28 protein-coding genes and 1 riboswitch are annotated in these 21,672 nt (G+C 68.3%); of the genes, 10 read left to right on the top strand and 18 right to left on the bottom strand.

Going from position 1 to position 21,672, the window contains the following annotated elements:
* Positions 1–105: 105 nt before the first annotated feature.
* Entirely contained in the window at positions 106–1,980 is a 1,875-nt protein-coding gene (locus AR539_RS17595) for a DEAD/DEAH box helicase (RefSeq protein WP_157361050.1), read from the top strand.
* A gap of 116 nt (positions 1,981–2,096) precedes the next feature.
* On the opposite strand, the gene AR539_RS17590 is transcribed toward AR539_RS17595, so the two are convergent.
* The 6 genes from AR539_RS17590 to AR539_RS17565 all read right to left on the bottom strand — a co-directional run bounded on the left by AR539_RS17590 (position 2,097) and on the right by AR539_RS17565 (position 6,283).
* Positions 2,097–2,747, bottom strand: a complete 651-nt coding sequence (locus AR539_RS17590; RefSeq protein WP_066439691.1) for an MBL fold metallo-hydrolase — start codon at positions 2,745–2,747, stop codon at positions 2,097–2,099.
* Positions 2,748–2,768: 21 nt separating this feature from the next.
* Entirely contained in the window at positions 2,769–3,791 is a 1,023-nt protein-coding gene (locus AR539_RS17585) for an aldo/keto reductase (RefSeq protein WP_066439690.1), read from the bottom strand.
* A gap of 146 nt (positions 3,792–3,937) precedes the next feature.
* Positions 3,938–4,303, bottom strand: coding sequence for a DMT family transporter (locus tag AR539_RS17580; RefSeq protein WP_066439689.1), 366 nt, complete (start codon positions 4,301–4,303; stop codon positions 3,938–3,940).
* Between the two features lie 2 nt (positions 4,304–4,305).
* Entirely contained in the window at positions 4,306–4,629 is a 324-nt protein-coding gene (locus tag AR539_RS17575; protein ID WP_066439688.1) for a DMT family transporter, read from the bottom strand.
* Between the two features lie 9 nt (positions 4,630–4,638).
* Positions 4,639–4,705, bottom strand: a riboswitch (guanidine-III (ykkC-III) riboswitch).
* A 91-nt stretch (positions 4,706–4,796) separates the two neighbouring features.
* Positions 4,797–5,330 (bottom strand): cache domain-containing protein, encoded by a 534-nt coding sequence (locus AR539_RS17570; RefSeq protein WP_197410663.1) that lies wholly within the window; start codon positions 5,328–5,330, stop codon positions 4,797–4,799.
* A 212-nt stretch (positions 5,331–5,542) separates the two neighbouring features.
* Positions 5,543–6,283, bottom strand: a complete 741-nt coding sequence (locus AR539_RS17565) for a FadR/GntR family transcriptional regulator (RefSeq protein ID WP_066439682.1) — start codon at positions 6,281–6,283, stop codon at positions 5,543–5,545.
* A 211-nt stretch (positions 6,284–6,494) separates the two neighbouring features.
* Here AR539_RS17565 and AR539_RS17560 point away from each other — a divergent pair, with 211 nt between their 5' ends.
* The 4 genes from AR539_RS17560 to AR539_RS17545 are packed head-to-tail and all read left to right on the top strand — an operon-like array spanning position 6,495 to position 10,608.
* The gene (locus AR539_RS17560) at positions 6,495–7,571 is read left to right on the top strand and encodes an ABC transporter ATP-binding protein (RefSeq protein WP_066439681.1); all 1,077 of its coding nucleotides are present in this window, start codon (positions 6,495–6,497) and stop codon (positions 7,569–7,571) included.
* 56 nt (positions 7,572–7,627) lie between these two features.
* Entirely contained in the window at positions 7,628–8,815 is a 1,188-nt protein-coding gene (locus AR539_RS17555; RefSeq protein ID WP_066439680.1) for an ABC transporter substrate-binding protein, read from the top strand.
* 1 nt (position 8,816) lies between these two features.
* Positions 8,817–9,746, top strand: a complete 930-nt coding sequence (locus AR539_RS17550) for an ABC transporter permease (RefSeq protein WP_082699431.1) — start codon at positions 8,817–8,819, stop codon at positions 9,744–9,746.
* Positions 9,747–9,780: 34 nt separating this feature from the next.
* Positions 9,781–10,608 carry an ABC transporter permease gene (locus AR539_RS17545; RefSeq protein WP_066439677.1) on the top strand — a complete coding sequence of 276 codons (828 nt, stop codon included), beginning with the start codon at positions 9,781–9,783 and terminating at the stop codon, positions 10,606–10,608.
* On the opposite strand, the gene AR539_RS17540 is transcribed toward AR539_RS17545, so the two are convergent.
* Positions 10,605–11,192 carry a HutD/Ves family protein gene (locus AR539_RS17540; RefSeq protein ID WP_066439676.1) on the bottom strand — a complete coding sequence of 196 codons (588 nt, stop codon included), beginning with the start codon at positions 11,190–11,192 and terminating at the stop codon, positions 10,605–10,607. The two genes, AR539_RS17545 and AR539_RS17540, sit on opposite strands and share 4 nt — an antisense overlap.
* A gap of 184 nt (positions 11,193–11,376) precedes the next feature.
* On the opposite strand from AR539_RS17540, the gene AR539_RS17535 reads away from it, so the two are divergent.
* The 3 genes from AR539_RS17535 (at position 11,377) to AR539_RS17525 (ending at position 13,799) form a co-directional block, all read left to right on the top strand.
* Positions 11,377–11,988 (top strand): phosphoribosylanthranilate isomerase, encoded by a 612-nt coding sequence (locus tag AR539_RS17535; RefSeq protein WP_066439674.1) that lies wholly within the window; start codon positions 11,377–11,379, stop codon positions 11,986–11,988.
* Positions 11,989–12,060: 72 nt separating this feature from the next.
* Positions 12,061–13,098 carry an LLM class flavin-dependent oxidoreductase gene (locus tag AR539_RS17530; protein WP_066439667.1) on the top strand — a complete coding sequence of 346 codons (1,038 nt, stop codon included), beginning with the start codon at positions 12,061–12,063 and terminating at the stop codon, positions 13,096–13,098.
* 155 nt (positions 13,099–13,253) lie between these two features.
* The gene (locus AR539_RS17525) at positions 13,254–13,799 is read left to right on the top strand and encodes a YceI family protein (protein ID WP_066439665.1); all 546 of its coding nucleotides are present in this window, start codon (positions 13,254–13,256) and stop codon (positions 13,797–13,799) included.
* Positions 13,800–13,868: 69 nt separating this feature from the next.
* Here AR539_RS17525 and fmdA read toward each other — a convergent pair whose 3' ends face one another.
* The 7 genes from fmdA to AR539_RS19560 all read right to left on the bottom strand — a co-directional run bounded on the left by fmdA (position 13,869) and on the right by AR539_RS19560 (position 17,857).
* Positions 13,869–15,125 carry a formamidase gene (gene fmdA, locus AR539_RS17520; protein WP_066439663.1) on the bottom strand — a complete coding sequence of 419 codons (1,257 nt, stop codon included), beginning with the start codon at positions 15,123–15,125 and terminating at the stop codon, positions 13,869–13,871.
* Between the two features lie 36 nt (positions 15,126–15,161).
* Positions 15,162–15,449, bottom strand: a complete 288-nt coding sequence (locus AR539_RS19160; protein ID WP_082699430.1) for an FmdB family zinc ribbon protein — start codon at positions 15,447–15,449, stop codon at positions 15,162–15,164.
* A gap of 30 nt (positions 15,450–15,479) precedes the next feature.
* Positions 15,480–16,064 carry an AmiS/UreI family transporter gene (locus AR539_RS17515; RefSeq protein ID WP_231728650.1) on the bottom strand — a complete coding sequence of 195 codons (585 nt, stop codon included), beginning with the start codon at positions 16,062–16,064 and terminating at the stop codon, positions 15,480–15,482.
* 246 nt (positions 16,065–16,310) lie between these two features.
* Positions 16,311–16,679 carry a fluoride efflux transporter CrcB gene (gene crcB, locus AR539_RS17510; protein WP_066439658.1) on the bottom strand — a complete coding sequence of 123 codons (369 nt, stop codon included), beginning with the start codon at positions 16,677–16,679 and terminating at the stop codon, positions 16,311–16,313.
* The gene (locus AR539_RS17505) at positions 16,676–17,161 is read right to left on the bottom strand and encodes a fluoride efflux transporter FluC (protein WP_157361049.1); all 486 of its coding nucleotides are present in this window, start codon (positions 17,159–17,161) and stop codon (positions 16,676–16,678) included. Before AR539_RS17505 ends, crcB begins: the two co-directional genes overlap by 4 nt.
* A 122-nt stretch (positions 17,162–17,283) precedes the next feature.
* Positions 17,284–17,679, bottom strand: a complete 396-nt coding sequence (locus AR539_RS17500; protein ID WP_157361048.1) for a hypothetical protein — start codon at positions 17,677–17,679, stop codon at positions 17,284–17,286.
* Positions 17,680–17,698: 19 nt separating this feature from the next.
* On the bottom strand, positions 17,699–17,857 hold the full coding sequence (locus AR539_RS19560) for a hypothetical protein (RefSeq protein ID WP_197410662.1): 159 nt from the start codon (positions 17,855–17,857) through the stop codon (positions 17,699–17,701).
* A gap of 131 nt (positions 17,858–17,988) precedes the next feature.
* Here AR539_RS19560 and AR539_RS17495 point away from each other — a divergent pair, with 131 nt between their 5' ends.
* Entirely contained in the window at positions 17,989–18,399 is a 411-nt protein-coding gene (locus tag AR539_RS17495; RefSeq protein ID WP_066439657.1) for a YccF domain-containing protein, read from the top strand.
* Between the two features lie 22 nt (positions 18,400–18,421).
* On the top strand, positions 18,422–18,922 hold the full coding sequence (locus AR539_RS17490) for an SRPBCC family protein (RefSeq protein ID WP_066439656.1): 501 nt from the start codon (positions 18,422–18,424) through the stop codon (positions 18,920–18,922).
* Positions 18,923–18,947: 25 nt separating this feature from the next.
* On the opposite strand, the gene AR539_RS17485 is transcribed toward AR539_RS17490, so the two are convergent.
* From AR539_RS17485 to AR539_RS17470, 4 genes are read right to left on the bottom strand one after another with little or no spacing between them, the layout of a single operon-like run.
* On the bottom strand, positions 18,948–19,346 hold the full coding sequence (locus tag AR539_RS17485) for a VOC family protein (RefSeq protein WP_066439654.1): 399 nt from the start codon (positions 19,344–19,346) through the stop codon (positions 18,948–18,950).
* Entirely contained in the window at positions 19,343–19,495 is a 153-nt protein-coding gene (locus tag AR539_RS17480) for a CopG family transcriptional regulator (RefSeq protein ID WP_066439652.1), read from the bottom strand. Before AR539_RS17480 ends, AR539_RS17485 begins: the two co-directional genes overlap by 4 nt.
* 50 nt (positions 19,496–19,545) lie before the next feature.
* Positions 19,546–20,415, bottom strand: a complete 870-nt coding sequence (locus AR539_RS17475; RefSeq protein ID WP_066439651.1) for a DUF4031 domain-containing protein — start codon at positions 20,413–20,415, stop codon at positions 19,546–19,548.
* 24 nt (positions 20,416–20,439) lie between these two features.
* Positions 20,440–21,633 (bottom strand): AI-2E family transporter, encoded by a 1,194-nt coding sequence (locus AR539_RS17470; protein WP_082699429.1) that lies wholly within the window; start codon positions 21,631–21,633, stop codon positions 20,440–20,442.
* Positions 21,634–21,672 lie beyond the last annotated feature (39 nt).

Here is a 21,672-nt window from a genome sequence, read left to right as displayed (position 1 = left end):
GCAGCGGCGTGGTTGATCACCTGACTTTTCTTCGGCGAACCCCTGCGCCAACCGGTACGGGGGCCGATGTCTGCACGGACACCGCCTGAAAGACCTATAAAACTTATGACTACTTTTGCTGCCCTCGGCACGCCCAAGGCTCTCGCCGACACCCTCACCGCCCAGGGAATTGTTGAACCGTTCCCCATTCAGGTCAAGACCCTCCCGGACACCCTGGCCGGACGCGACGTCCTGGGCCGCGGCCGCACCGGCTCGGGCAAGACCATCGCCTTCGCCATCCCGCTCGTGGCACGCCTGGCCGAGCGCGAAGCCGGCTATTTCCGCAAGCCGGGCCGCCCCCTGGGCCTGGTCCTCGCACCGACCCGCGAGCTCGCCACCCAGATCAACGCCACCATTGAGCCGCTGGCCAAGGCCGCCGGCCTGACCACCACGGTGATTTACGGCGGCACCTCCCAGGCACGCCAGGAGAAGGCCCTGCGCGCCGGCGTCGACATCGTCATCGCCTGCCCCGGCCGCCTGGAGGACCTGATCCGCCAGCGCATCCTGACCCTTGAGGCCGTCGAGATCACCGTCCTGGACGAGGCCGACCACATGGCCGACCTCGGCTTCCTGCCGGTAGTCAAGAAGCTCATGGACATGACCCCCAGCCAGGGCCAGCGCCTCCTGTTCTCCGCCACCCTGGACAACGGCGTGGACAAGATCGTCCAGCGCTACCTGTCCAACCCGCTGACCCACTCCGTGGACGATCCGCAGGCCGCGGTGACCACCATGGAACACCACGTCCTGGTGGTCAACGACCAGACCGTCAAGAAGCAGCTGATCGTCGAGCTCGCCTCGGGCGCCGGCCGCCGCGTGCTCTTTATGCGCACCAAGCACCACGCCCGCAAGCTGGCCAAGACCCTCACCGACGCCGGCATCCCCGCCGTCGACCTGCACGGCAACCTGTCGCAGAACGCCCGTGACCGGAACCTCGCCGAGTTCTCCTCCGGCGACGTCCGGGTCCTGGTCGCCACCGACGTGGCCGCCCGCGGTGTCCACGTCGACGACGTCGAGCTGGTCATCCACGTGGATCCGCCCACGGAGCACAAGGCCTACCTGCACCGCTCGGGCCGCACCGCCCGCGCCGGTTCGGACGGCACCGTGGTGACGCTGACCCTCCCGGAGCAGCAGTCCGACGTCAAGAAGCTCATGAAGGCTGCCGGCGTTGACGTGAACTTCGAGCGCGTCACCGCCAACTCGCCGCTGGTCGCCGAACTGGTAGGCGAAATGGCCGACAAGATCGATCCGCGCACCCGCGCCGCACTGCTGGCCGCCAAGTTCAACCAGGGCGGCGGCACCTCCACCGGTGCCAACGCCGAGCGCAAGCGCGCCCGCCGCCAGGCTGCACCCACCGCGGGTGGCCGTGGCGGACGCGGCGGACGCGGACGGGTCTCCGCTGAGGCTCCCCGCACGGACCTCCCCCGCGCTGAACGCCGCGCTGCCGCTTACGAAGGCCAGGCCGCTGCCCGCAACGCAGCCGACCGTGCCGCGGAGCAGAACCAGGACCGGGCCGACGCCGAGCGCGCTGAGCGCCGCAACGCCCGGGGCCGCGGCCGTTCCACCGCCTACGCGCACCACAACGATGTCCCCTCCGCCGGCGGCCGCGCCTCGGCAGGACGCGGCTCCGACGGCCGCGCAGCAGACGCCCGGGGCGCTTCGGCTCCCCGCAGCGGCGCACCCCGCGGCGGTGCTCCCCGTACGGGCGGCGCCACCGGCGGCCAGCGCAGCGGGCGCCCGGCGACGGGCCAGCGTGCAGCTGCCGGCGCCACGGGCGGCCAGCGCGGCGGTGCCAAGTCCGGCGGCAGCGCACCGGTCTGGTCCTCCAACACCGGGGGCACCTCGGGCGGATCCTACGCAGGTGGCGGCAGCGGCCGTCCGGCACGCGGCAGCGGACCCCGCCGCGCGTCCGCTCCGGCGTCGAACGAACGCCGCGGCCGCTAAGCCCACGGTTTTCCGCTACACAAAGTAGCTCGCGCTACGCGAAATGCCGGACGCTACGGGAATACCGCGGCGACCGGCATTTCGCGCAGCGCAAATCACGAAGCGCAGCGCAAAAGCTACCAGCCGCGGGCGCGCCACTCCTCCAGGTGCGGCCGCTCCGCGCCCAGGGTGGTGGGCTTGCCGTGTCCCGGATGCACCACAGTGTCATCCGGATAGACGTCGAACAGCCGCTCGGTCACGTCGCTTAGCAGCTGGGCGAACCGGTCCGGGTCCTTCTGCGTGTTGCCCACCCCGCCCGGGAACAGCGAGTCGCCGGAAAAGATATGCGCCGGGCCCTCCGGGTCCTGGTACACCAGCGCGATCGACCCCGGGGTGTGGCCGCGCAGGTGCACTGCCGTCACGTCGAAGCCGTCGAAGTTGCCGACGTCCCCGTGATCCAGCAGCACATCCACCGGCACCGGCAGGTCCGGGGCATCATCCGTCCCGGCTGCCGTCTTCACCCCGGTCGCCTCCACCAGGGCCGGCAGCGCGCGGACGTGGTCCCAGTGCTGGTGGGTGGTGGCAATCAGCGCCAGGTTCGGCGTCGCGGACGTATCCACGGCGGCGTCGGCCAGCAGCCCCTGGATGGCGGCCAGATCATCGGCCGCATCAATCAGGAGCTGCGCACCGGAGGCTTTGCTGGTGAGCAGATACACGTTGTTGTCCATCTCGCTGACCGAAATCCGGCGGATGGTGATGTCACGTAACGAGTGAATGAGCGAGTCCATGGGCTTCAGTCTACGGACGGGCTATTCACGGCCCTGGGACACCCACCGCGGGTCCGCAGCCCGGGAGCCGACGACGGCGTCCGCCGCGGCGTCGAGCCGCTCCAGCTGCGCTGCGGTGAAGTCGAGGGCCAAAGCACCAAGGTTCTCGTCGATCCGTTCGGCCCTGCGGGTGCCGGGGATGGGGACCACGGGCAGTCCCAGCTTCCGGCCCTGCGCCAGCAGCCAGGCCAGGGCTACCTGGGCAGGAGTTGCAGCCTGCCCGGACACGGAGAGTTCAGCCGCGACGGCCTGCACGGCCGCCACCACTGCCTGGTTGGCGTCCAGCGCCGCCTCGGCGAAACGCGGGATGTTGCGGCGGAAGTCGTTGCTTCCCAGCTTCGACGCGTCCACGGTGCCGGTGAGGAATCCCCGGCCCAGCGGCGAATAGGGCACAAACCCCACGCCCAGATCGGCCGCGGCAGGAACCACGTTGCGTTCCACGTCGCGGCTCCAGATGGACCATTCGCTCTGGACTGCCGCGATCGGGTGGACACTGCTGGCTTCCTGCAGCTCCTCGGCCGTCACTTCAGACAGGCCGAGGTGCCGCACCTTGCCGGCCTGCACCAGCCCCGCCATGGCCTCCACGGTTTCCACTATCGGAACGCGGAGGTCACGGCGGTGCATGTAGTACAGGTCGATGGTGTCGGTGCCCAGCCGCTGCAGGCTCCGGTCCACGGCCTGCCGCACATAGTCGGCGTCGCCGCGGATGTCCGAGTAGCCGGTGGCCGGGGTGCCCACCAGGCCGAACTTGGTGGCCAGCTGGACCTCGCCGCGGCGGTCCTTGAGGAGCCGGGCGATCAGTTCTTCGTTGCTGCCGCCGCCGTAGATGTCCGCCGTGTCGATGAAGCTGACGCCGGAATCCACAGCGTGGTGCAGGGTCCGCAGGGCCTCAGCCGGGTCAACGTCGCCGTACACCGGGGTGAGGGCCATGCCCCCAAAACCCAGGGGACTGACTTCCAGGCCGTCGCCGAGCCGGACTGTCGCTGCATTCATGGGGGTCTCCATTCGCCGTTTTAGCCCCAACCCCGGTCCGCTCCGGGGTATTCCGACGCTCCTGCCCAGTTGCCGCCCGCGAGCCTGCAGCAACCACGGCGTGTCGCTGGGGGATTGACCCCCGGGGTGGAGTAACTGGGCAGGAGCGCCGGCGCTGCCTAGGACTTCCCCGCCGGGAGCAGTTTCAGGCCGGCCGCGCAGCCCACGATCCCGGCGATGAACAGTAGTTTGAGCGGGCTGGCGGGTTCGACGCCGGTCGCCATCGCCCAGCCCACCGTCAGCGCCGCGCCGATCCCCACCCAGACGGCGTAGGCGGTGCCGAGGGGGATGGTTTTGACGGCAAGTCCCAGCCCCACCATGCTCAGGGTGGCGGTGACCGCGAAGACGAGGGTGGGCAGGGGGCGGGTGAAGCCGTCGGAGAGGCCCAGGGCCGTGGCCCAGACCGCTTCCAGCACGGCGGAGGCGAGGAGGATGGTCCACGCCAGGGTGGCGGCCGGTGCCTTGGGGGTGCGGGTCGTTGCCATGGCTATGCCACCAGCTTCAGGCCGGCCACGCACACCACGATGCCGCCGAGCAGCAGGATCCGCGCCGCCGTCGGAGGCTCCACTTTGGTGGTCATGGCATAGGCGGAGGTGAGCACCACACCGACGCCCACCCAGACGGCGTAGGCGGTTCCCGTGGGGATCGACTGCATGGCGATGGCGAGTCCGCCGGTGCTGGCCAGCACGGAGATGAGGAAGACGGCGGCCGGGGCGATCCGGCGGCGGCCCGAAGCCTGCGCGGTCCGGTGCAGGGCTGCGGCCCAGACGGCTTCCAACGAGCCGGAAAGAATGAGAATTAACCACGACATGACAGCTCCTGTGGCCAGTCTTGTCGCGTGCCGGGTACTGAACCGTCGTCCGGAGGCCCGCCAGAAGGGGCCTTCATTCCAGCTTAGCAACGCCCCGTCGGAGGGTCGAACCCGCAAACAACCATCCACTGTTCCGTAACTGCCGTTTTGAGGGGTCAGAAGGGCCGTTACGGAGCAGTCGGTGAGGGAACGGCGCTGCTCCAGATCCGGAGCGCGCGGCCCACGGGGTAGGAGCTGCAGCCCTCCCCAGGCACGGCGAGGTCGCCCGCGGCGATCTCCGGGGCGGCCGAGGCGATGGCCCGGCCGTCGGCGTTCACCAGGGTGGCGCGGTCCCCGATCCGGCGCAGGCCCGGCACGGCGCCGCGCTCCAGCCGCTGCACGGTGACGTCCATCCCCACGATGCCCGCCACCGGGCCGTCCGGCCGGCAGAAGACCGGGTGCGTGAAGGTGAGGACGTACTCGTCCGTGCACAGGAAGTCCACGTACGGCCCGGTCACGTGGGCGCGCCCGGTTTCCACGGGGATGCGGAACCACTCGGATTTCACGTAGCGGCTGATGGAGTTGGGGCTGAAGTTGGCGAGGGCGTCCACGTGCTCCATCTCCTCGCCCTGCCACCAGGCGATGTAGCTGCGCTCCGGGCCCAGCAGCCCGGCATTGGCGAGGAAGCCCGCGCCGGCGGCGTAGCCGTCGGGAGCGCGCACCAGGTCCTCGACCACCGGCCGTATGAGCTGTCGACGGCGGTGCCGGTGACCTTGCCGGACAGCGCGGCCAGGGCCTCTCCCGCGTCCGCCGCCCACGCGGCCAGCCGGTCCTCGATCCCGGTGATGGCGGCGTCGATCTGCTCCGCGGCGTGGGCGGTGAGCGTGTCCGGGGCTGTTTCAGGCATCGGAGGTCCTTTGCTCGCAGGGAGGGGTCAGTAGCGTTTGGACTGCTCGTGCAGCAGCCAGTCGGTGGTGGCGGCCACCAGGGCTTTCACCGCGGTTTCCGCGGCGGCCGGCTGGTGGGATTCGACGGCGGCCGCCACCTCCTCGAGGAGCCCGGTGGTGGCCGTACGGTACCCGGGGTCGGCGCAGGGCAGGAGGGTGAGGGTGCCGAGGTCCGCCTGCAGCCGGATCAGCTCCCGGGCCAGCCGGGCCGAACGGGCGATGGCGGCCACCTCCAGGAGGAACTCGGAGAGGGCAAGCCGCCAGTGCAGCGGATCCTGGTCCGACGTCGGGATGAAGGACCGCAGCGTGGCCACGTCCGCGGCATCGGAGCGCCGGGCCGCGACGCTGGCGCAGGCGGCCGCGATGGCCTGGTAGTGCAGCCCCAGGTCGCTGATCTGCAGCCGGGTCAGTGCCCGCAGCTGGTCCAGGGCGCGGTCCCGGGACGGCAGGACGTCGTCCGCGATGAAGCTGCCGCCGCTGCGGCCCCGGACCGTGCGGATGATGCCCGAGCTCCGCAGCTGGGACAGGGCTTCGCGGGCGGTCACCGCGGAGACGCCCAGGGCGGCGGCGAGTTCCGTTTCGTTCGGCAGCCGCTGGCCGCTGGTGAGCAGCCCGGTTTCCACCGCCTGCTCGATCCGGCCGCAGACCTCGTCCACCAGGCCCCGGGATTTGATCGGGGTGAACACGGCCGCCAGGCTCCGGGAAGCGCCCTGCGGGGTCAGCAGCATCCGGGCCTCCCTGGCGGTCTGTGATCTGGTGTTCGGGCGGCGGGAGCGGCCGCCGTCGTCCGGTCCCTGCCATCCTATTCCCGGCATTTCCGGGGGTCTATACACAAAACCTATGGAGTAATAGTATTTGGCCCAGCAGCCTGTTGTGGCCTGGATCACACCCCGCTGTGTCGCAGCTACAACCATCCGGCAACGGAGTGAGGCGCACCCCATGACCGAAACGCTCGCCGCCGGCCGGCAGACGGAAACGGACGCGGTTCCGGCGATCCGCCTGCGGAAATTGACCAAGGAGTTCGGGGACACCGTCGCGGTCAACAACGTGGACCTGGACATCCGCCAGGGCGAATTCTTCTCCATGCTGGGGCCGTCGGGGTCCGGCAAAACCACGGTGCTGCGTCTGATCGCAGGCTTCGAGCTGCCCACCTCCGGGAGCATCGAGCTCGAGGGCAAGGACGTCACCGGCATGGCCCCCTTCGAGCGGGACCTCAACACCGTCTTCCAGGACTATGCCCTGTTCCCGCACATGTCCCTTATCGACAACGTGGCCTACGGCCTGCGCGTGCGCGGGGTGCCGAAGAAAGAACGCCAGGAACGGGCCCGGGAGGCCCTGGAGCGTGTGCAGCTGGGGAAGTTCGTCGGGCGCCGGCCCGCGCAGCTCTCCGGTGGCCAGCGCCAGCGCGTGGCCTTGGCCAGGGCGCTGGTGGTGCAGCCGAAAGTCCTGCTGCTGGACGAGCCGCTGGGTGCCCTGGACCTGAAACTCCGGCAGCAGATGCAGGTGGAACTCAAGGAACTGCAGCGCTCGCTCGGCATTACCTTCATCTTCGTCACCCACGACCAGGAGGAGGCACTGACCATGAGTGACCGGATCGGTGTCTTCAACAACGGCAGCCTGGAACAGATCGGCACCGCGCACGAGATCTACGAACGCCCCGCCGGCGCGTTTGTGGCCAACTTCGTCGGCACATCTAACATCTTCGACGCCGCCCACGCCCAGAAACTCTACGGCCGCGCGGAGCAGGTCTGCGTCCGGCCGGAACGGCTGCGCCTGTCCTGGACGGACGCGGCCCCGGAACCCCGGGCGGGCGTCACCTCCCGCCCCGGAACCGTCACCTCGCTCGTCTATGTGGGGCACGCCACCCAGGTGCGGGTGCAGCTCGACGACGGTCCCGCCGTCGTGGTCCTCACCCCGGAGTTGCTGACGGGCGGCGACGCGGACCTGCTGGACCGCCGCGTCACCGTGAGCTGGGACGACGCGGCCGCCGTCTGGCTGCCGTCCGGCGGTTCCTGACGCCGGCGCAGCGCCCAGCGGAGTCTGATTCACCCCTCCAACGAAAGGTAAGGATCATGGCATCAAGGAACAGGGCCGCCCGCGTTGTCGGGGTGGCCGCGGCGGCAGTCCTCGCACTGGCGGGCTGCGGCACCACCGGCGGGGGATCGGCCTCGCCGTCCGCGCAGCCGGTCAAGACGGAAATAGGCCAGGGGGAGGGGCAGCTCTCCATCCTCGCGTGGCCCGGCTACGTCGAGGACGGCAGCAACGATCCCGCTGTCAACTGGGTGGCGCCCTTCGAGGCCCAGACCGGGTGCAAGGTCAGCTTCAAGCCCTTCGGCACCTCGGACGAAGCGGTGACGCTGATGCGCACCGGCCAGTACGACGTCGTCTCCGCCTCGGGCGACGCGTCCCTGCGCCTGATTGCCGGCAACAATGTGGAGCCCGTCAACATGGACCTGCTGAAGAACTACGCCGACGTGTACCCGTTCCTCAAGGACAAGGCCTGGAACACCGTGGACGGCAAGAATTACGGCATGCCGCACGGCTGGGGCGCCAACCTCCTGATGTACTCCGTGGATGCCGTCACCCCGGCGCCCACGTCCTGGCGTGCCGTGTTCGACGACGCCGCGCAGCACAGCGGCAAGGTCACCGCGTACGACTCGCCGATCTACATCGCCGACGCCGCCGTGTACCTGATGGCCCACAAGCCGGAGCTCAACATCAAGAACCCCTACGCGCTGGACAAGGACCAGCTCGCGGCCGCGGTTGACCTGCTGAAGCAGCAGCGCCAGCACATCGGCGAGTACTGGAGCGACGTGGTCAAGGAAGTCCAGGCGTTTGCCAGCGGCAGCACGGTGGTCGGCACCACGTGGCAGGTGGGCGCCAACATCGCCACCGCGGACGGCGCCAACGTGCAGACGCTCCTCCCCGAAGAGGGCGCCACCGGCTGGTCGGACACGTGGATGATCAGCTCGCAGTCCAAGAACAAGAACTGCGCCTACCTCTGGCTGGACTACATCGCCAGCCCCGAGGCCAACGCGGCGGTGGCGGAGTACTTTGGTGAATCCCCGGCCAACCCCAAGGCCTGCGACCTGACCAAGGACAAGGCGCACTGCGAGACCTTCCACTCCGGTGACGAGGCCTACGCGCAGCAGATCTGGTACTGGACCACCCCGGTGGAGAAATGCCTGGACGGCCGGACGGACGTCAAGTGCACGGACTACGCGGAGTGGACGAAGGCCTGGACCGAGATCAAGGGCTGACATGACCCTCCAGACGCGGCACCCGGCCCCCGGCCCGGCCCCGGCGGCTGCCGCCGTGCCCCGGCCCAAGGCCCGCAGGTTCTCGGCGCTGCTGCACCGCTCGCCGAACCTGCGGCTGGCGGGGCTGGTCACCGCCCCCGCCGGCTGGCTGGTGCTCGTCTACATCGCCGCCCTGGCGGCCCTGCTGGTCACCGCGTTCTGGACCGTGGACACCTTCACCGGCAAGGTGTCCACGGAATGGACCACCGAGAACGTGGTGACGGTCCTGACCGACCCGGTCTACCAGCGGATCACCCTGCGCACGCTGTGGATCGCGATCGCCGTGACCCTGATCGACCTGGTCCTGGCGCTGCCCATGGCGTTCTTCATCGCCAAGGTGGCCAGCCCCCGCTGGCAGAAGCTGCTGGTGGTGGCCGTGCTGATGCCGCTGTGGGCCAGCTACCTGGTGAAGGCCTACGCCTGGCGGAACGTGCTCGCCGACGGCGGCCTGCTGGAGTGGCTGGGGACACCGGTGGGGCTGGAGTCGCCGGGGTACGGCGAAACCGCCGTGATCCTGACGCTGGCCTACATCTGGCTGCCGTTTATGATCCTGCCGATCTACGCGGGGTTCGAGCGGGTTCCCGATTCGCTGCTGGAGGCCTCCGGGGACCTGGGCGCGAAGCCGCTGGCCACCATGCGCCTGGTGATGTTCCCGCTGCTGGTCCCTTCCATCATTGCCGGAACCATCTTCACGTTCTCGCTCTCGCTGGGCGACTACATCACGGCCCAGATCGTCGGCGGCACCACGCAGATGCTCGGCACAGTGGTCTACGCGAACGTCGGGGCCGCGAACAACCTGCCCTTCGCGGCGGCCGTCTCGCTGGTCCCGATCGTGATCATCATGCTCTACCTATTCATCGTCCGGCGCTCCGGCGCCCTCAACAGCCTGTGAAGACTGTCAGCACCGATCAGGCGGCAGGAGCACCATGAGACTTTCCCGCAGCGCCAAAGTGGTTCTCGGCGTCATCACCGCACTGGTGTTCCTGTTCATCTACCTGCCGCTGCTGCTGGTGGTGGTGAACTCCTTCAACGCGGACCGGACCTTCGGCTGGCCGCCGAAGGGGTTCACCCTGGAATGGTGGGGGCGGGCCTTCGATTCACCCGGCGTCCGCGAGGCCGTGGTGTCCTCGCTCTGGGTGGCGGCGGTCTCGACCCTCATCTCCCTGGTGCTGGGGACACTCCTGGCGCTCGCCCTGCTGCGCTACAAGTTCTTCGGCCGGGACGTCATCAGCCTGCTGGTGATCCTGCCCATCGCACTGCCCGGCATCGTGACCGGCATCGCGCTGAACAACATGTTCACCACCATCCTTGGGGTCTCGCTGAGCATGTGGACCGTGGTGATCGCCCATGCCACGTTCTGCATGGTCACCGTGTTCAACAACGTCATTGCGCGGCTGCGCCGGATGCACGGCGGGCTGGAGGAGGCCTCGGCGGACCTGGGCGCCGGCGTGTTCACCACGTTCCGGCTGGTCACGTTCCCGCAGCTGCGCTCAGCACTCCTGGCCGGCGGCCTGCTGGCCTTCGCGCTGAGCTTCGACGAGATCATCGTGACCACTTTCACCATCGGCGCCGGGGACACCACCCTGCCGATCTGGATCCTGCAGAACCTCTTCCGGCCCAACCAGGCGCCGGTGGTCAACGTGGTCGCCGTCGTCCTGATCGTGGTGTCCATTGTGCCGATCTGGCTGGCCCAGCGCCTGTCCCAGGATTCGGTGGGCATCGGCGCCACCCGGGTGAAGGCGACTGAAGGCTAGTCCCCGACGGGGTCGATCGACACGACGGCCAGGAAGCCGCGGCCCAGGATCTCCGGGGTGCCGGCGTCGGAACCTACGACGGCGTCATAGCGCTCCAGTGCCGTCGGCTGCTCGTCGCCGCCGGTGCCCGCGGTTGCCTGGCCCTGCAGCAGGATCCCCAGCTGTCCCTCGAACACCGGGTGCGCCCGCTTCTTGGAGAGTTCGATGATGGAGGTGTACCCCTTGAACACGCCGGTGCGGGTGATGACGTTGAGGTCCCGGATGTTGCCGGTGGGCAGCGCTCCGGCGGCAGCGGCGTCGCCGGAGAACCGGTAGGGGCGGTACTTTTCGAGCGGGTGCTCGACGCCGTCGACGGTCAGCAGCAGCAGCTCGCCCTCCACCACGGTGAGGACGCGGTCCATTCCGGGGTACGCCGAGAAGTCGCCGGCCTTGGACACCTCGGCGATGCTCACCCGCCAGTCCCAGCCGCCGTCCGTCCCGGCCTGCGGGGAGGCGGAGCCGGGGTGCACGGCCACCTCGCGGGTCACCCCGCCGCCGTTGCGCCAGGGTTGGGCCTTCAGGTCGGCAAAGCGGATGATCTCCATGCCCCCACCCTATCCGCCGGGCCCGGCGGCGCCGAGGTGCGACGTTGCGCCCATGTCCCGCGCGAACATGGGCGTCATATGTCACCCCGGCGGGCCGGCAGGGCGCCGGCACGCCGGACTCCTTGCTACCGTCGAAGGCAGAAACGACGGAGACACCAACAGCCACCACAGCAGAAGGAGCGGGATGTTCGTCAAGGTATGCGGGCTCAGCACCCCGGAGTCGGTCCGGGCCGCGGCGGACGCCGGGGCGGACGCCGTCGGGTTCGTCCTGACCAGCAGCCCTCGCGAGGTGACGGCGGCGCAGGCACGGGAACTCCTGGCGTACGTCCCGGCCGGTCTTCCCGCCGTCGGCGTCTTCCGGCACGAGGCCGCGGCGGACGCCGTCGAACTGACCCGCGAGGCCGGGCTGGGTTGGGTGCAGCTCCACGGCGACCGGACGCCGGCGGATGTGCGCACTGTGCACGACGCCGGGCTGCGGCTGATCCGGGCCGTCACCATGTCCGCCGCGCCGGAGGCGTTCGCGGACTGGGGTGAGGACCTGCTCCTGATCGACGCCGCCGTTCCCGGCTCCGGCGAGGCCTGGGACTACGCCTCGGTCCGTGCCAAGGGGCTGGTTGGGCGCACCTGGCTCCTGGCCGGGGGCCTCGATCCGGCCAACGTCGCGGGCGCCGCCGCGCAGGCCGGCGCCTGGGGCGTGGACGTCTCCTCCGGCGTCGAGTCCTCCCGCGGGGTGAAGGACCTGGCCAAGATCCGGGACTTCGTGGCGGCGGCCAAGAACCCGGCGGCGGAAGGCTGACCTGCGACGCGCTGAGCGCTTCTGCTTCCTGACCGCCGGAATGCCGCCGCGGCTTAGGGTGTTGGCCCTGACATGAAGCGCATCGGATTTTTGTCCTTCGGGCACTGGGGCCCCGGGGAGGGCTCCCGCACCCGGACTGCCCGCGACGCCCTGCTGCAGGGCATCGAACTGGCCGTCGCCGCCGAGGAGCTGGGCGTGGACGGCGCGTTCTTCCGCGTGCACCACTTCGCCCGGCAGCAGGCCTCCCCGTTCCCGCTGCTGGCCGCCGTTGCCGCCCGGACCAGCCGGATCGAAATGGGAACCGGCGTGATCGACATGCGCTACGAAAACCCTCTCTACATGGCCGAGGAAGCCGCCGCGACGGACCTGATCAGCGGCGGGCGGCTGCAGCTCGGGATCAGCCGGGGTTCACCCGAACCCGCCCGCGACGGCGCCGCCGCGTTCGGCCACGTGCCGGCCGACGGGGAAACCGCCGCGGACATGGCCCGGCGGCACACCGCCGTGTTCCGCCGCGCCATCTCGGGCGCCGGAATGGCGGAGGCGGAGCCGCGCTACGCGGGCGGCGGGTCCGGGCTGCTGCCCGTCCAGCCGCATTCACCGGGCCTTGGCGAGCGGATCTGGTGGGGCGCCGGATCCCGGGCCACCGCCGTCTGGACCGCGGAACAGGGCATGAACCTGATGAGTTCCACGCTGCTCACCGAAGACACCGGCGTGCCCTTCGACCAGCTCCAGGCCGAGCAGATCAGCATGTTCCGGCAGGCGTGGGCCGACGCCGGTCACCAGCACCAGCCGCGCGTCTCGGTCAGCCGCAGCGTCCTGCCGATCGTGGACGACGAGGACCGGCGGTTCTTCGGCCTCAGCGCGTTGCGGGAAAAACGCGACCAGGTGGGGGTGATCGACGGGCTGGTGGCGCGCTTCGGCCGCAGCTACGTCGGCGCACCGGACGCCATCGCCGCGGACCTCGCCGCGGACGCGGCCGTCCAGGCCGCCGACACCCTGCTGCTCACCGTCCCCAACCAGCTGGGGGTCGACTTCAACGCCAAGCTGCTGGGCACCGTGGTCCGGCACATCGCCCCGGCCATCGGCTGGGCGCCGGCGGCGCGGCCGTAACCCGGCCGGCGGTTCCTCCCGACGGCGGGGTGCTGCCGCCGCCGGACGCCGGGAACCCTAGCCGGACCGGGCGGGCGTGGCTAGCATGGCTCCTTGGGGGAGTGCCCCGAAAGACCCGGCGGGCCCGGTCCGCCATCCACGCGAAGGAGACCGTTGTGACTCTGCCCGAAGGTTTGACCCCAGGCGTCTGGACGCTGGACATGTCCCACAGCGAGATCGGCTTCAGCGTCCGCCATGCAGGCATCAGCAAGGTCCGCGGCCGCTTCAACGAGGCCACGGCGGAGGCCCACGTCGGCAATTCCCTGGCCGAGTCCAGCCTGCATGCCAGCGTCAAGACTGCCAGCTTTGACTCCGGCGACGCCAACCGCGACGCCCACGTCCGCGGGGCGGACTTCTTCGACGTCGAGAAGTTTCCGGAGATGACCTTCCGTGCCACGGGCATCCGGGGAGACGGCGAGGACTACGTGCTTGCGGGCGACCTCACCATCCGCGGAGTCACCAAGCCGGTGGACCTCGAGGTCGAGTTCACCGGCGTCGCGGTGGACCCGTTCGGTGCCACCCGCGCCGGGTTCAGCGCGGAGGCCGAGATCAGCCGCAAGGAATTTGGCCTGACATGGAACGCCGCCCTCGAAGCCGGCGGGCTGCTGGTCAGCGACAAGGTCAAGATCAACGTCGACGCCGCCATGGTGAAGCAGGCGTAGCTAAAAGAGCAGGCAGCGGCCCGTCCAGCCTTGGGCTGGACGGGCCGCTGCCTGCGGTGACAGGTTGGCCTACCTGTTTCTTGCCATGGGCACCCCGATGCCTGGATCTATCTGATGGGGGCCCGCCGCGGACGGCCGGACGTCGAAGTCGAAGACAGCCGTCGGAATGTAGACCGTGGAACAGGAATTCGGGATGTCCACCACGCCGGACAGGCGTCCTTCGATGGGGACTGCACCCAGGATGATGTAGGCCTGCTCCTTGCTGTAGCCGAACTTGCTGAGGTAATCGATGGCGTGGAGGCAGGCCCGCTGGTAGGAAAGATGCGAGTCGAGGTAGCGCTGCTCGCCGTCAAGGGTTACGGACGTGCCGGAGAATGCCAGCCACTCACTGAACTGAGGGTCGACGTTACCGGGCATGAAGATGGCGTTCTCACTGACCCCGTAGGTTTCCATGCCGCCCTTAATGATCTCCACCCTGAGGTCGATGAATCCGCCCATCTCGATGGCACCGCAGAACGTGATCTCTCCATCGCCCTGCGAGAAGTGGAGGTCTCCCATGGAGAGATTGGCTCCGTCCACGAACACGGGATAGAAAATGCGGGTGCCCTTGGACATGTTCTTGATGTCCTGGTTACCGCCGTTCTCACGCGGAGGTGCGGTCCTGGCCGCTTCCGCCGCCACCCGGTCAAAGTCCGAGGAGGGAAGGTGGCCGAGGACTGCATGCGCGGCCTCGGGAGGCAGCGCCAGCGGGGGTACCCTGTTCGGATTCGTCGCGATCAGGTCTCCTTCGCGTTTGTTCCATTTGGCGAGGAGCTGAGCGGAGGGGGCCGTGCCCATCAGCCCGGGGTGGATCAGGCCCGTGAAAGAGACACCGGGTACGTGGCGGGATGTTGCGGTCTGCCCCGTGAAATCCCAGATGGCTTTGTAGGCGTCAGGGAACTGCTCGGTGAGGAAGCCTCCACCGTTGTTCGTGGCGAAAATGCCGGTATATCCCCAGCCTTGCCCAGCGAGAGGACCGGAGTCTTCCTGGGGAATCGGGCCGACGTCCAGAATGTCGACTACCAGCAGGTCCCCGGGTTTGGCTCCTTCGACGGCGAAGGGTCCGCTCAGTTTGTGCACGGTCAAAAGCGGCGCGTTGAGGATGTCCTCGGCGGAATCGTCGTTAACGATGGCCCCGTCGAACCATTCCCGGCAATCCACCCGGAAGGTATCTCCGGGTTTAATTGTCGCGACGGGCGGAATCTCAGGATGCCACCGGTTGTGCCCGATCTTTTCCTGGTCCTCAAATTTCTTGCTCGAGTCGAGGCTGAATATCTTCGCTGGCATTTCATCTCCTTGTTACTGGCGCCGTTTCCTGGTCGGTTAAGGACGCGGCAGCTTCTGGTGTAGCGGGTTGGATGAATACTGTTGGACGCGCCTGGGGGTGCCTGGGATCTGCGAGGTCACCACCTCAGGCTGATCGGCACTGCGATGGGTGGAGTCAATAAGCCGGAAGGCTGACGATCCGGTCTTGGACAGGTGCGGTGCGGTGAACAGTCGGCGCGACGGTTCCCCGCAGGAGGGGCAGGGCATGGTGGCCGGGGCGTCCCCGATCGGGTGCGATGCTTCGAAGCGTGAATTTTCGGGGCATCGGTACTCGTAGATGGCCATGAAGCTCCTGACTTTGTTCGGACGGCGAGATTAAGCGGCCGGTGCGACGCTCGCCGCCTGCCCGGGCTCTGCGCTGCTCCGCATCGACTTGCGGCCCAGGAAGTAGGCGCCCACCAGGGAGGCGACGGCAAGGGCCGCGACCCAAGCCGCGAGCGTGTTGTTGGTTTCGTAGCGGCCCAGGAGAAGGAGGAACGCGGGAATCGTGCCGGTGAGGTGGCTAATGAACACCGTGAACCACCCCGTCATCCTGGTAAGGGAGGACTTGTTCAGCCCCAGGAGCAGGAAGAACAGGGTCCAGAGGACAGCCCACACCCACCAGATGACGCCAAAAACGGGGTCGGCGGTAAGGGTGAACTGGAGGTACCCGATGACAACTGCGCAGACGGCGACGAACAGTGAAAACCATCCAAGGCCTTCACCGCTGATCCCTGTCATCTGCAGTATGCCCACATACAGATAGGTGAAACCGAAGAGGTAAAGTCCGGCGGCGCCGAAGATGACAGCAGGGTCGCCATTGGACTGCAGGATGATGAGGGTGGGGAATACCACTTGCATGGTGCCCACCAGGAAATTCAGGATTGCGGCCGATTTGCCCGGGATAATGCCCAGCAACATAAGGCCGTTGATAAATAAGACTGCCCCTACGTAAAGCAAACCCACGCTGCCCATGTAAGCTCCATCGCCGTATGAGTAACTCGTGCATTAGGAAATTTCCCGTCCAACTGCGGGCGGGAAAAACGCGGAATTCTAGGATGAAAGACACCCCTAGGCTAGTTGGCGCCCTATCAATGGACTAAGGACTTTGGACCTAGTTTGCCGCCCGGGGAAAGCCCCCAGGCCTGCCCGTGCAAGCTCAGGTCCTCAAAGGATCCTGCCCGTCATCAGGCCCGCCAAGGCAGCCGCCACGGACAACACCAGCGTGCCAAGTGCATTGATAAGGGCGAGTCCGCCCTGCTTCGCTTGGATGAGACGGACGGTTTCGACGTTGGCGGTGCTGAAGGTGGTGTACGCGCCGAGGAAGCCCGTGCCGAGAATCGTCTGCAGTTCAGCCGGCACCCGGTCCATCAGCACCCCGCCTGTTAGCAGGCCGAGCAGGAACGAGCCGCTGACATTGATGATCATGGTGGACACGGGCAGGGGAGTGAGGAACTTTGGCCGCACCAGACTGTCAAGAATGAACCTTGCGGCGGCGCCGGCGGCCCCGGCAAGAATCATCAGGAGTACGGTCACAGTTCCTCCTCGTCAAAATCGGGCCGTCTTGCCGGGTTCGGCGCCTCCGTCACGGAGCGGCGCTGGAGAGCCCGCTGATGGAAGGCTGCACCGCACCAGATTCCGGACCAGCTGGCAAGGGTGCCGCCGAATAGACTTGCCGCCAAATAAACAGCGACGCCAGCGCCGTTCCCGAGTGCCATCAGCCGGGTCATGTCGAGAGCCAGCGTGCTGTACGTGGTGAAAGCACCAAGGAAACCCGTCCCCGCCACCAGCCGGACGACGCGCCGCGTCCCGGTGTCCGGTCCGCCCCGATGCAGTGCCTCCAGCAGCACCCCGAGTGCCCAGGCCCCCGACAGGTTGACGGCCAGTGTGGCGACCGGCCAGCCGGACGGGACATGCAGCGCCTGCTCCACAACGTACCGAGAAAGCGCGCCCGCTCCTCCGCCCACCATGACAGCGGCGATGTAGGAGAGCCTTAAACCATAATGGCCTAACGCCATTCTGGACGGGGTCCCCTTCCCGGTCCCGGGCCCGTCCTCGGGGTCCAACGTGCCTGTACTCATCTGCCGTGACCTTTCTCCGTGTGGGCGGACCCAGAGTCGGCCAACTGGCAGCTGACCATTTAGAAGAGCAGCAGGACAAAGCCGCCCACGGTGGAAAGTAGCCCCACCCCGGTGAGGATCCAGCCCAGGGTCCAGGCGGCGTTGTCGTGCTTCGGCGGCGTCAGTCCCCAGCGGGACGGGTGGCACACGTCGTAGTAGAGGTCGACGTCGGACCCCACCACCAGGCCCTGCGACTCGGCCGCCGGCAGCAGCGAGCGGTGGTCGGCGTCGTGGTGGTCCGTCCAGCTGTACCCGGTGAACCCGCCGGCGCTGATCACCTTGGCGGTGGTCCCGGTCCACTCGCAGTGGCGGCGCCGGACCATCCAGCCCCAGGCCAGCAGCGGCACCCCCAGGATAAAGCCCACCCACGTCATCACTTCGAGAATGGGCCCCAGCAGGTCCACGACGCTTGTCACCCGGACGTCCCGCGGACCGTCAGCGGGAGATGCGCGAGCGGCGCAGGAAGAAGAGAACGCCCGCCCCCACCAGGACCAGGAGGCCCACGTAGAGCAGGAACTGCAGGGCCTTCACCGCAACGCCGAGAACCAGCAGGACAACGGCGACGATCAGGGCAATCTTCAGGAGTGCAGGCATGTACCCAGTATTAGGCCCTTTCCGGCGTTCTCAAAGCTCCCTGCCCGCGCCACCGTCACGGGACTTACTTCAGGAAATGTTCAGGGTGAACCCCTAGGCCGGATCGGGCCCCGGCGGGGGACAATGGAGCCATGAAGACACTGCTCAACCTCATCTGGCTGCTCTTCGGCGGGCTCTGGCTCGCGCTCGGATACTTTGTAGCCGGGATCATCTGCTGCCTGCTGGTCATCACCATCCCCTGGGGCCTGGCATCCTTCCGGATCGCGAACTACGCGCTGTGGCCGTTCGGGCGCACCGTGGTGGACCGGCCCGGCGGCACCGGCGTGTTTTCTCTGCTGGGGAACGTCATCTGGCTGCTTGTCGCTGGCATCTGGATCGCGATCGGCCATGTGGTGACCGCCTTTGCCATGGCTATCACCGTCATCGGCATCCCCCTGGCCATCGCCAACCTCAAGCTCATCCCGGTCTCGCTGATGCCGCTGGGCAAGCAGATCGTGCCGAGCGACCGGCCGTTCGTAACCACCTACAAGGCCTACCGCTAGACCGCATCAGAGGAGGACCGCCATGTCCGAGCATGCCAGCGCCCCAACGTCCGGCCCCGGCGGCGCCCCACCGGACGACGAGCTCATGCTGGTCATCACCCGCGAATTCCAGGCCCCCATAACCCGGGTGTGGTCCGCCCTCACCGACCCGGACCAGGCTCCGGCATGGTGGGGGCCGCGGGGCTTCCACGTTCCGCGCGAGAGCATCGACGCCGATCTGGAGATCGGCGGGCTATACCGGGCCTGCATGGTCCAGGACAGCACGGGGGAGGAGCGCTGGTGGAGCGGCGTCCACACGGACGTCGAACCGCCGGGCCTCCTCGTCTTCACCCACGCCTGGGACAAGCGCGACGGGACAAGAGGCTTCGAGACCGAGGTGACCCTCCGGCTGGACGAGATCGACGGCGGCACCCGGGTGACGTTTACCCAGGGTCCCTTCGACACGATCGACAGCCGCGACGCCCACGGCGTCGGCTGGCGCGAGTCCTTCGACCGCCTCGCCGAGCACCTCCGCCGCAGCTGATGGGCTCCGCGCCGCGGTTATCCCGTTAGCGTTTCAGTGCCGCGGATTCCCGCGTCTCGTAGCTGATGTTCTGCAGGTCCTCGTCCGCCTCATTAACCTGCAGGACGTAGCCGTCGGGGTCCGCGACGGTGAAGAATCGGCCGAACGTTTCGTCGATGATGACGGACGGGGCGAAGCCGGCCGAGGCCAGGCGCGCCGCAACGGTCTCCAGCTTTTCGTCGCTGGTGAACTGCAGCGACACCGCGCCGGCGTCGCGGTGGGTGCTGGGGGCTGCGGCGATATGCAGCCCCAGGCCGCCGCCGTCGCCGCGCATCTCGGCCCAGGTGCCGCTGGTGGCCGCAGCCTGCTCTGTGAGGCCGAGCATGGCGTAAAACCTGTTGGATGTCTCGATATCCCGCACGTAGCGGATGGGCGTGATTCTCATTTTTCCGGGCCTTCCTTGCTGTTGAGGACTTGCGTCAGAACTTGTTCCACATAGGCCGACAGGGACATGCCTTCTTCGATGGCGGCATGCTTGACCCGCTTTACCAGCGGCGCCGGCAGGTACACGTTAAACTGCGATTTCTCGACCATGGCTAGAATGCTAGCAATCTAGTGTCAGTCTGGATAGGGGTGGGACACGCCTATTCGAGTTCGTCCTGCAGGTTCCGCCTCGCCGCGTCGAGCCACAGTTCCCGGCCGCGCGGGGTGTGGAAGAGGGGCTTGAGCTGGAGCAGTTGGCGGACGACGGCGGCGCGTCCGGCGGCGAAGTCGTCGTCGCCGATGTGCGCGAAGTCCTGCCGGACTGCGGCCAGGTACCGGGCGTAGGCGTCCGGGGTTTCGCCGAGCACGGAGAGGTCGGCGTCGCTGAGCAGGGCCGCGGCTTCGTCGCCGGGATCCGGCCGGTGGTCGGCCGTCATCCGCACCAGGCGGGCCACCTCGTCCACCTCGGCCGCGGGGAGGCCGGCACGGGCCAGCCGGTCCTCGGCGAGCCGGGCCGACTCCTCCTCGTCCTGGCCCGCGATCCCGCGGTAGACGGCGTCGTGGAACCAGGCCGCGAGCAGCACCGTGCGGGGGAGGCCGGCAGGCTCCGTCAGCAGGTCCAGGGCCTCCAGCACCGCAAGCAGGTGGGTGCGGCCGTGGTAGTGCCGGTGTTCCTCGCCCCAGCGGTCCAGCAGGTCCAGGAACAGCGCATCATGGCCGGGCAGTGCGGCGTTCCAGCGGGTCAGCAGCGGAAGCTTCAGGGAACTGCTGCGCCGCCGGGCCGGGATCCGCAGGCCGCTGGCGATCAGTTTGCGGACCAGGACCCGCCCCTCAACCGGAACTGCCCCGGCCGCCACCAGCGCGCCGTACCGGGCTTCGGCGACGTCGTAATGGTCGCCGTCGAACGCCCGCTCCGGGATGCCGGCCGCCGCCGCGAAGGCATGCAGTTCCGCCAGTGAGGTGTCCGAGATCAGGTGCGAGAAATGCGTTCCGTGCGCCGGCCAGAGCGGAGGATCCAGGTAGAGGGCCATGGGGAAGTCTAAACCGGCGCCGGATCAGTCCTGGCTGGCGTCGGCGGCCGCGGTCTCGGACTGCTCCTCCGCCGGCGTCCGCTCGCCGCGCGGCTTGGAGCGCACGCCTTCGCCCTTTTCGTTCAGTTCGGTCTCATGTTCGGCCTCGGCGATGGCCGCGGCGGTGACGGGCTCCGCCGAGTTCCATGCCTTGATCGCGGCCCAGCCCACCGCGACGAGCGGGACGGCCAGGATCGCACCGATGATCCCGGCGAGGATGGTGCCGGCCGTGAGGGCGAGCAGGATGACGAGGGCGTGCACGTTGAGCGCCTGGCCCATCACCACGGGCTGGAGGAAGTTGCCCTCGAGCTGGTTCACCACGATCACCACGATGATGACGACCAGGGCCGCGACCGGACCGTTGGCCACCAGCGCAACCAGCGCGGCGAGGGCGCCGGCCAGGGTGGCGCCGATCAGCGGGATGAAGGCGCCGATGAACGTCAGCGCGGCCAGCGGAAGCGCCAGCGGCACCCCCATGATCACGAGCGCCAGTCCGATGAAGAACGCGTCCACGAAGGCCACGATCGAGGTTCCGCGCACGTAGCCGCCCAGCACGTTGAGGCTCCGCTCGCCGGCCAGGCGGGCCTTCACCAGCTTTTCGCCCTTGAAGGCCCGCAGCACAAACGCCCAGATGCGCTCGCCGTCCTTGAGGAAGAAGAACAGGATCACGGCCATCAGCAGGGCGCCGGTGATGAAGTTGCCGGCCGCGCTGAGCCCGGAGATGGCGCCCGCGCCCACCGTGCTGCTGGTGGCGAAGTCGATGGCGGCGTCACGGGCCTGCTGGATCTGCTGGTCATCGATGGGGAAGGGGCCGGTGCGGATGAAGTCGTAGACCCGGTCGAAGCCCTGCGTGGCCTTGCTGGCCAGCTCGTCGGACTGGCTCATGACGGCGAGGACGATCCCGGTGATCACGGCCCCGAACGCGACCAGGAGCACCACAAACGAGAGGGTGGTGGCCGCCGTGCTGGGCCAGCCCTTGCGGCGCAGCCAGTGGACAAAAGGCGCAATCGCGGCGGCGAGGATCAGCGCCAGCAGCGCCGGGATCACCACCAGCCGGACCTGGATCAGGCCATAGACCACCACCACTGTCAGCACCAGCAGCAGGAGCACCTGCGCGGTCCTGATGCTGGCTCGGCCCAGGCTGTCGCCCCAGGGGGATGTCTTCTCCGGACTGCCCATGCTGATGCTTCTCCCACTTTTCAATTGGTCACCTTACTG

Origin of the sequence: Arthrobacter sp. EPSL27 (assembly GCF_001512305.1) — a bacterium.
Taxonomy (GTDB): domain Bacteria; phylum Actinomycetota; class Actinomycetes; order Actinomycetales; family Micrococcaceae; genus Arthrobacter.
The sequence above is the reverse complement of the archived record's forward strand: the minus strand, read 5'-3'. Positions and strand labels throughout refer to the sequence as shown.

Coding starts and splice junctions, on each gene's coding strand:
- AR539_RS19560 (WP_197410662.1), bottom strand. CDS start 17,857: ATGCCTGCACTCCTGAAGATTGCCCTGATCGTCGCCGTTGTCCTGCTG.
- AR539_RS17495 (WP_066439657.1), top strand. CDS start 17,989: ATGAAGACACTGCTCAACCTCATCTGGCTGCTCTTCGGCGGGCTCTGG.
- AR539_RS17565 (WP_066439682.1), bottom strand. CDS start 6,283: ATGCTGCTGACCCCGCAGGGCGCTTCCCGGAGCCTGGCGGCCGTGTTC.
- AR539_RS17475 (WP_066439651.1), bottom strand. CDS start 20,415: ATGGCCCTCTACCTGGATCCTCCGCTCTGGCCGGCGCACGGAACGCAT.
- AR539_RS19160 (WP_082699430.1), bottom strand. CDS start 15,449: ATGGCCATCTACGAGTACCGATGCCCCGAAAATTCACGCTTCGAAGCA.
- AR539_RS17560 (WP_066439681.1), top strand. CDS start 6,495: ATGACCGAAACGCTCGCCGCCGGCCGGCAGACGGAAACGGACGCGGTT.
- AR539_RS17485 (WP_066439654.1), bottom strand. CDS start 19,346: ATGAGAATCACGCCCATCCGCTACGTGCGGGATATCGAGACATCCAAC.
- AR539_RS17545 (WP_066439677.1), top strand. CDS start 9,781: ATGAGACTTTCCCGCAGCGCCAAAGTGGTTCTCGGCGTCATCACCGCA.
- AR539_RS17530 (WP_066439667.1), top strand. CDS start 12,061: ATGAAGCGCATCGGATTTTTGTCCTTCGGGCACTGGGGCCCCGGGGAG.
- AR539_RS17590 (WP_066439691.1), bottom strand. CDS start 2,747: ATGGACTCGCTCATTCACTCGTTACGTGACATCACCATCCGCCGGATT.
- AR539_RS17480 (WP_066439652.1), bottom strand. CDS start 19,495: ATGGTCGAGAAATCGCAGTTTAACGTGTACCTGCCGGCGCCGCTGGTA.
- AR539_RS17580 (WP_066439689.1), bottom strand. CDS start 4,303: ATGGCAACGACCCGCACCCCCAAGGCACCGGCCGCCACCCTGGCGTGG.
- AR539_RS17535 (WP_066439674.1), top strand. CDS start 11,377: ATGTTCGTCAAGGTATGCGGGCTCAGCACCCCGGAGTCGGTCCGGGCC.
- AR539_RS17515 (WP_231728650.1), bottom strand. CDS start 16,064: ATGTTGCTGGGCATTATCCCGGGCAAATCGGCCGCAATCCTGAATTTC.
- AR539_RS17555 (WP_066439680.1), top strand. CDS start 7,628: ATGGCATCAAGGAACAGGGCCGCCCGCGTTGTCGGGGTGGCCGCGGCG.
- AR539_RS17490 (WP_066439656.1), top strand. CDS start 18,422: ATGTCCGAGCATGCCAGCGCCCCAACGTCCGGCCCCGGCGGCGCCCCA.
- AR539_RS17585 (WP_066439690.1), bottom strand. CDS start 3,791: ATGGAGACCCCCATGAATGCAGCGACAGTCCGGCTCGGCGACGGCCTG.
- AR539_RS17575 (WP_066439688.1), bottom strand. CDS start 4,629: ATGTCGTGGTTAATTCTCATTCTTTCCGGCTCGTTGGAAGCCGTCTGG.
- AR539_RS17470 (WP_082699429.1), bottom strand. CDS start 21,633: ATGGGCAGTCCGGAGAAGACATCCCCCTGGGGCGACAGCCTGGGCCGA.
- AR539_RS17550 (WP_082699431.1), top strand. CDS start 8,817: ATGACCCTCCAGACGCGGCACCCGGCCCCCGGCCCGGCCCCGGCGGCT.
- AR539_RS17540 (WP_066439676.1), bottom strand. CDS start 11,192: ATGGAGATCATCCGCTTTGCCGACCTGAAGGCCCAACCCTGGCGCAAC.
- AR539_RS17595 (WP_157361050.1), top strand. CDS start 106: ATGACTACTTTTGCTGCCCTCGGCACGCCCAAGGCTCTCGCCGACACC.
- AR539_RS17505 (WP_157361049.1), bottom strand. CDS start 17,161: ATGGCGTTAGGCCATTATGGTTTAAGGCTCTCCTACATCGCCGCTGTC.
- fmdA (WP_066439663.1), bottom strand. CDS start 15,125: ATGCCAGCGAAGATATTCAGCCTCGACTCGAGCAAGAAATTTGAGGAC.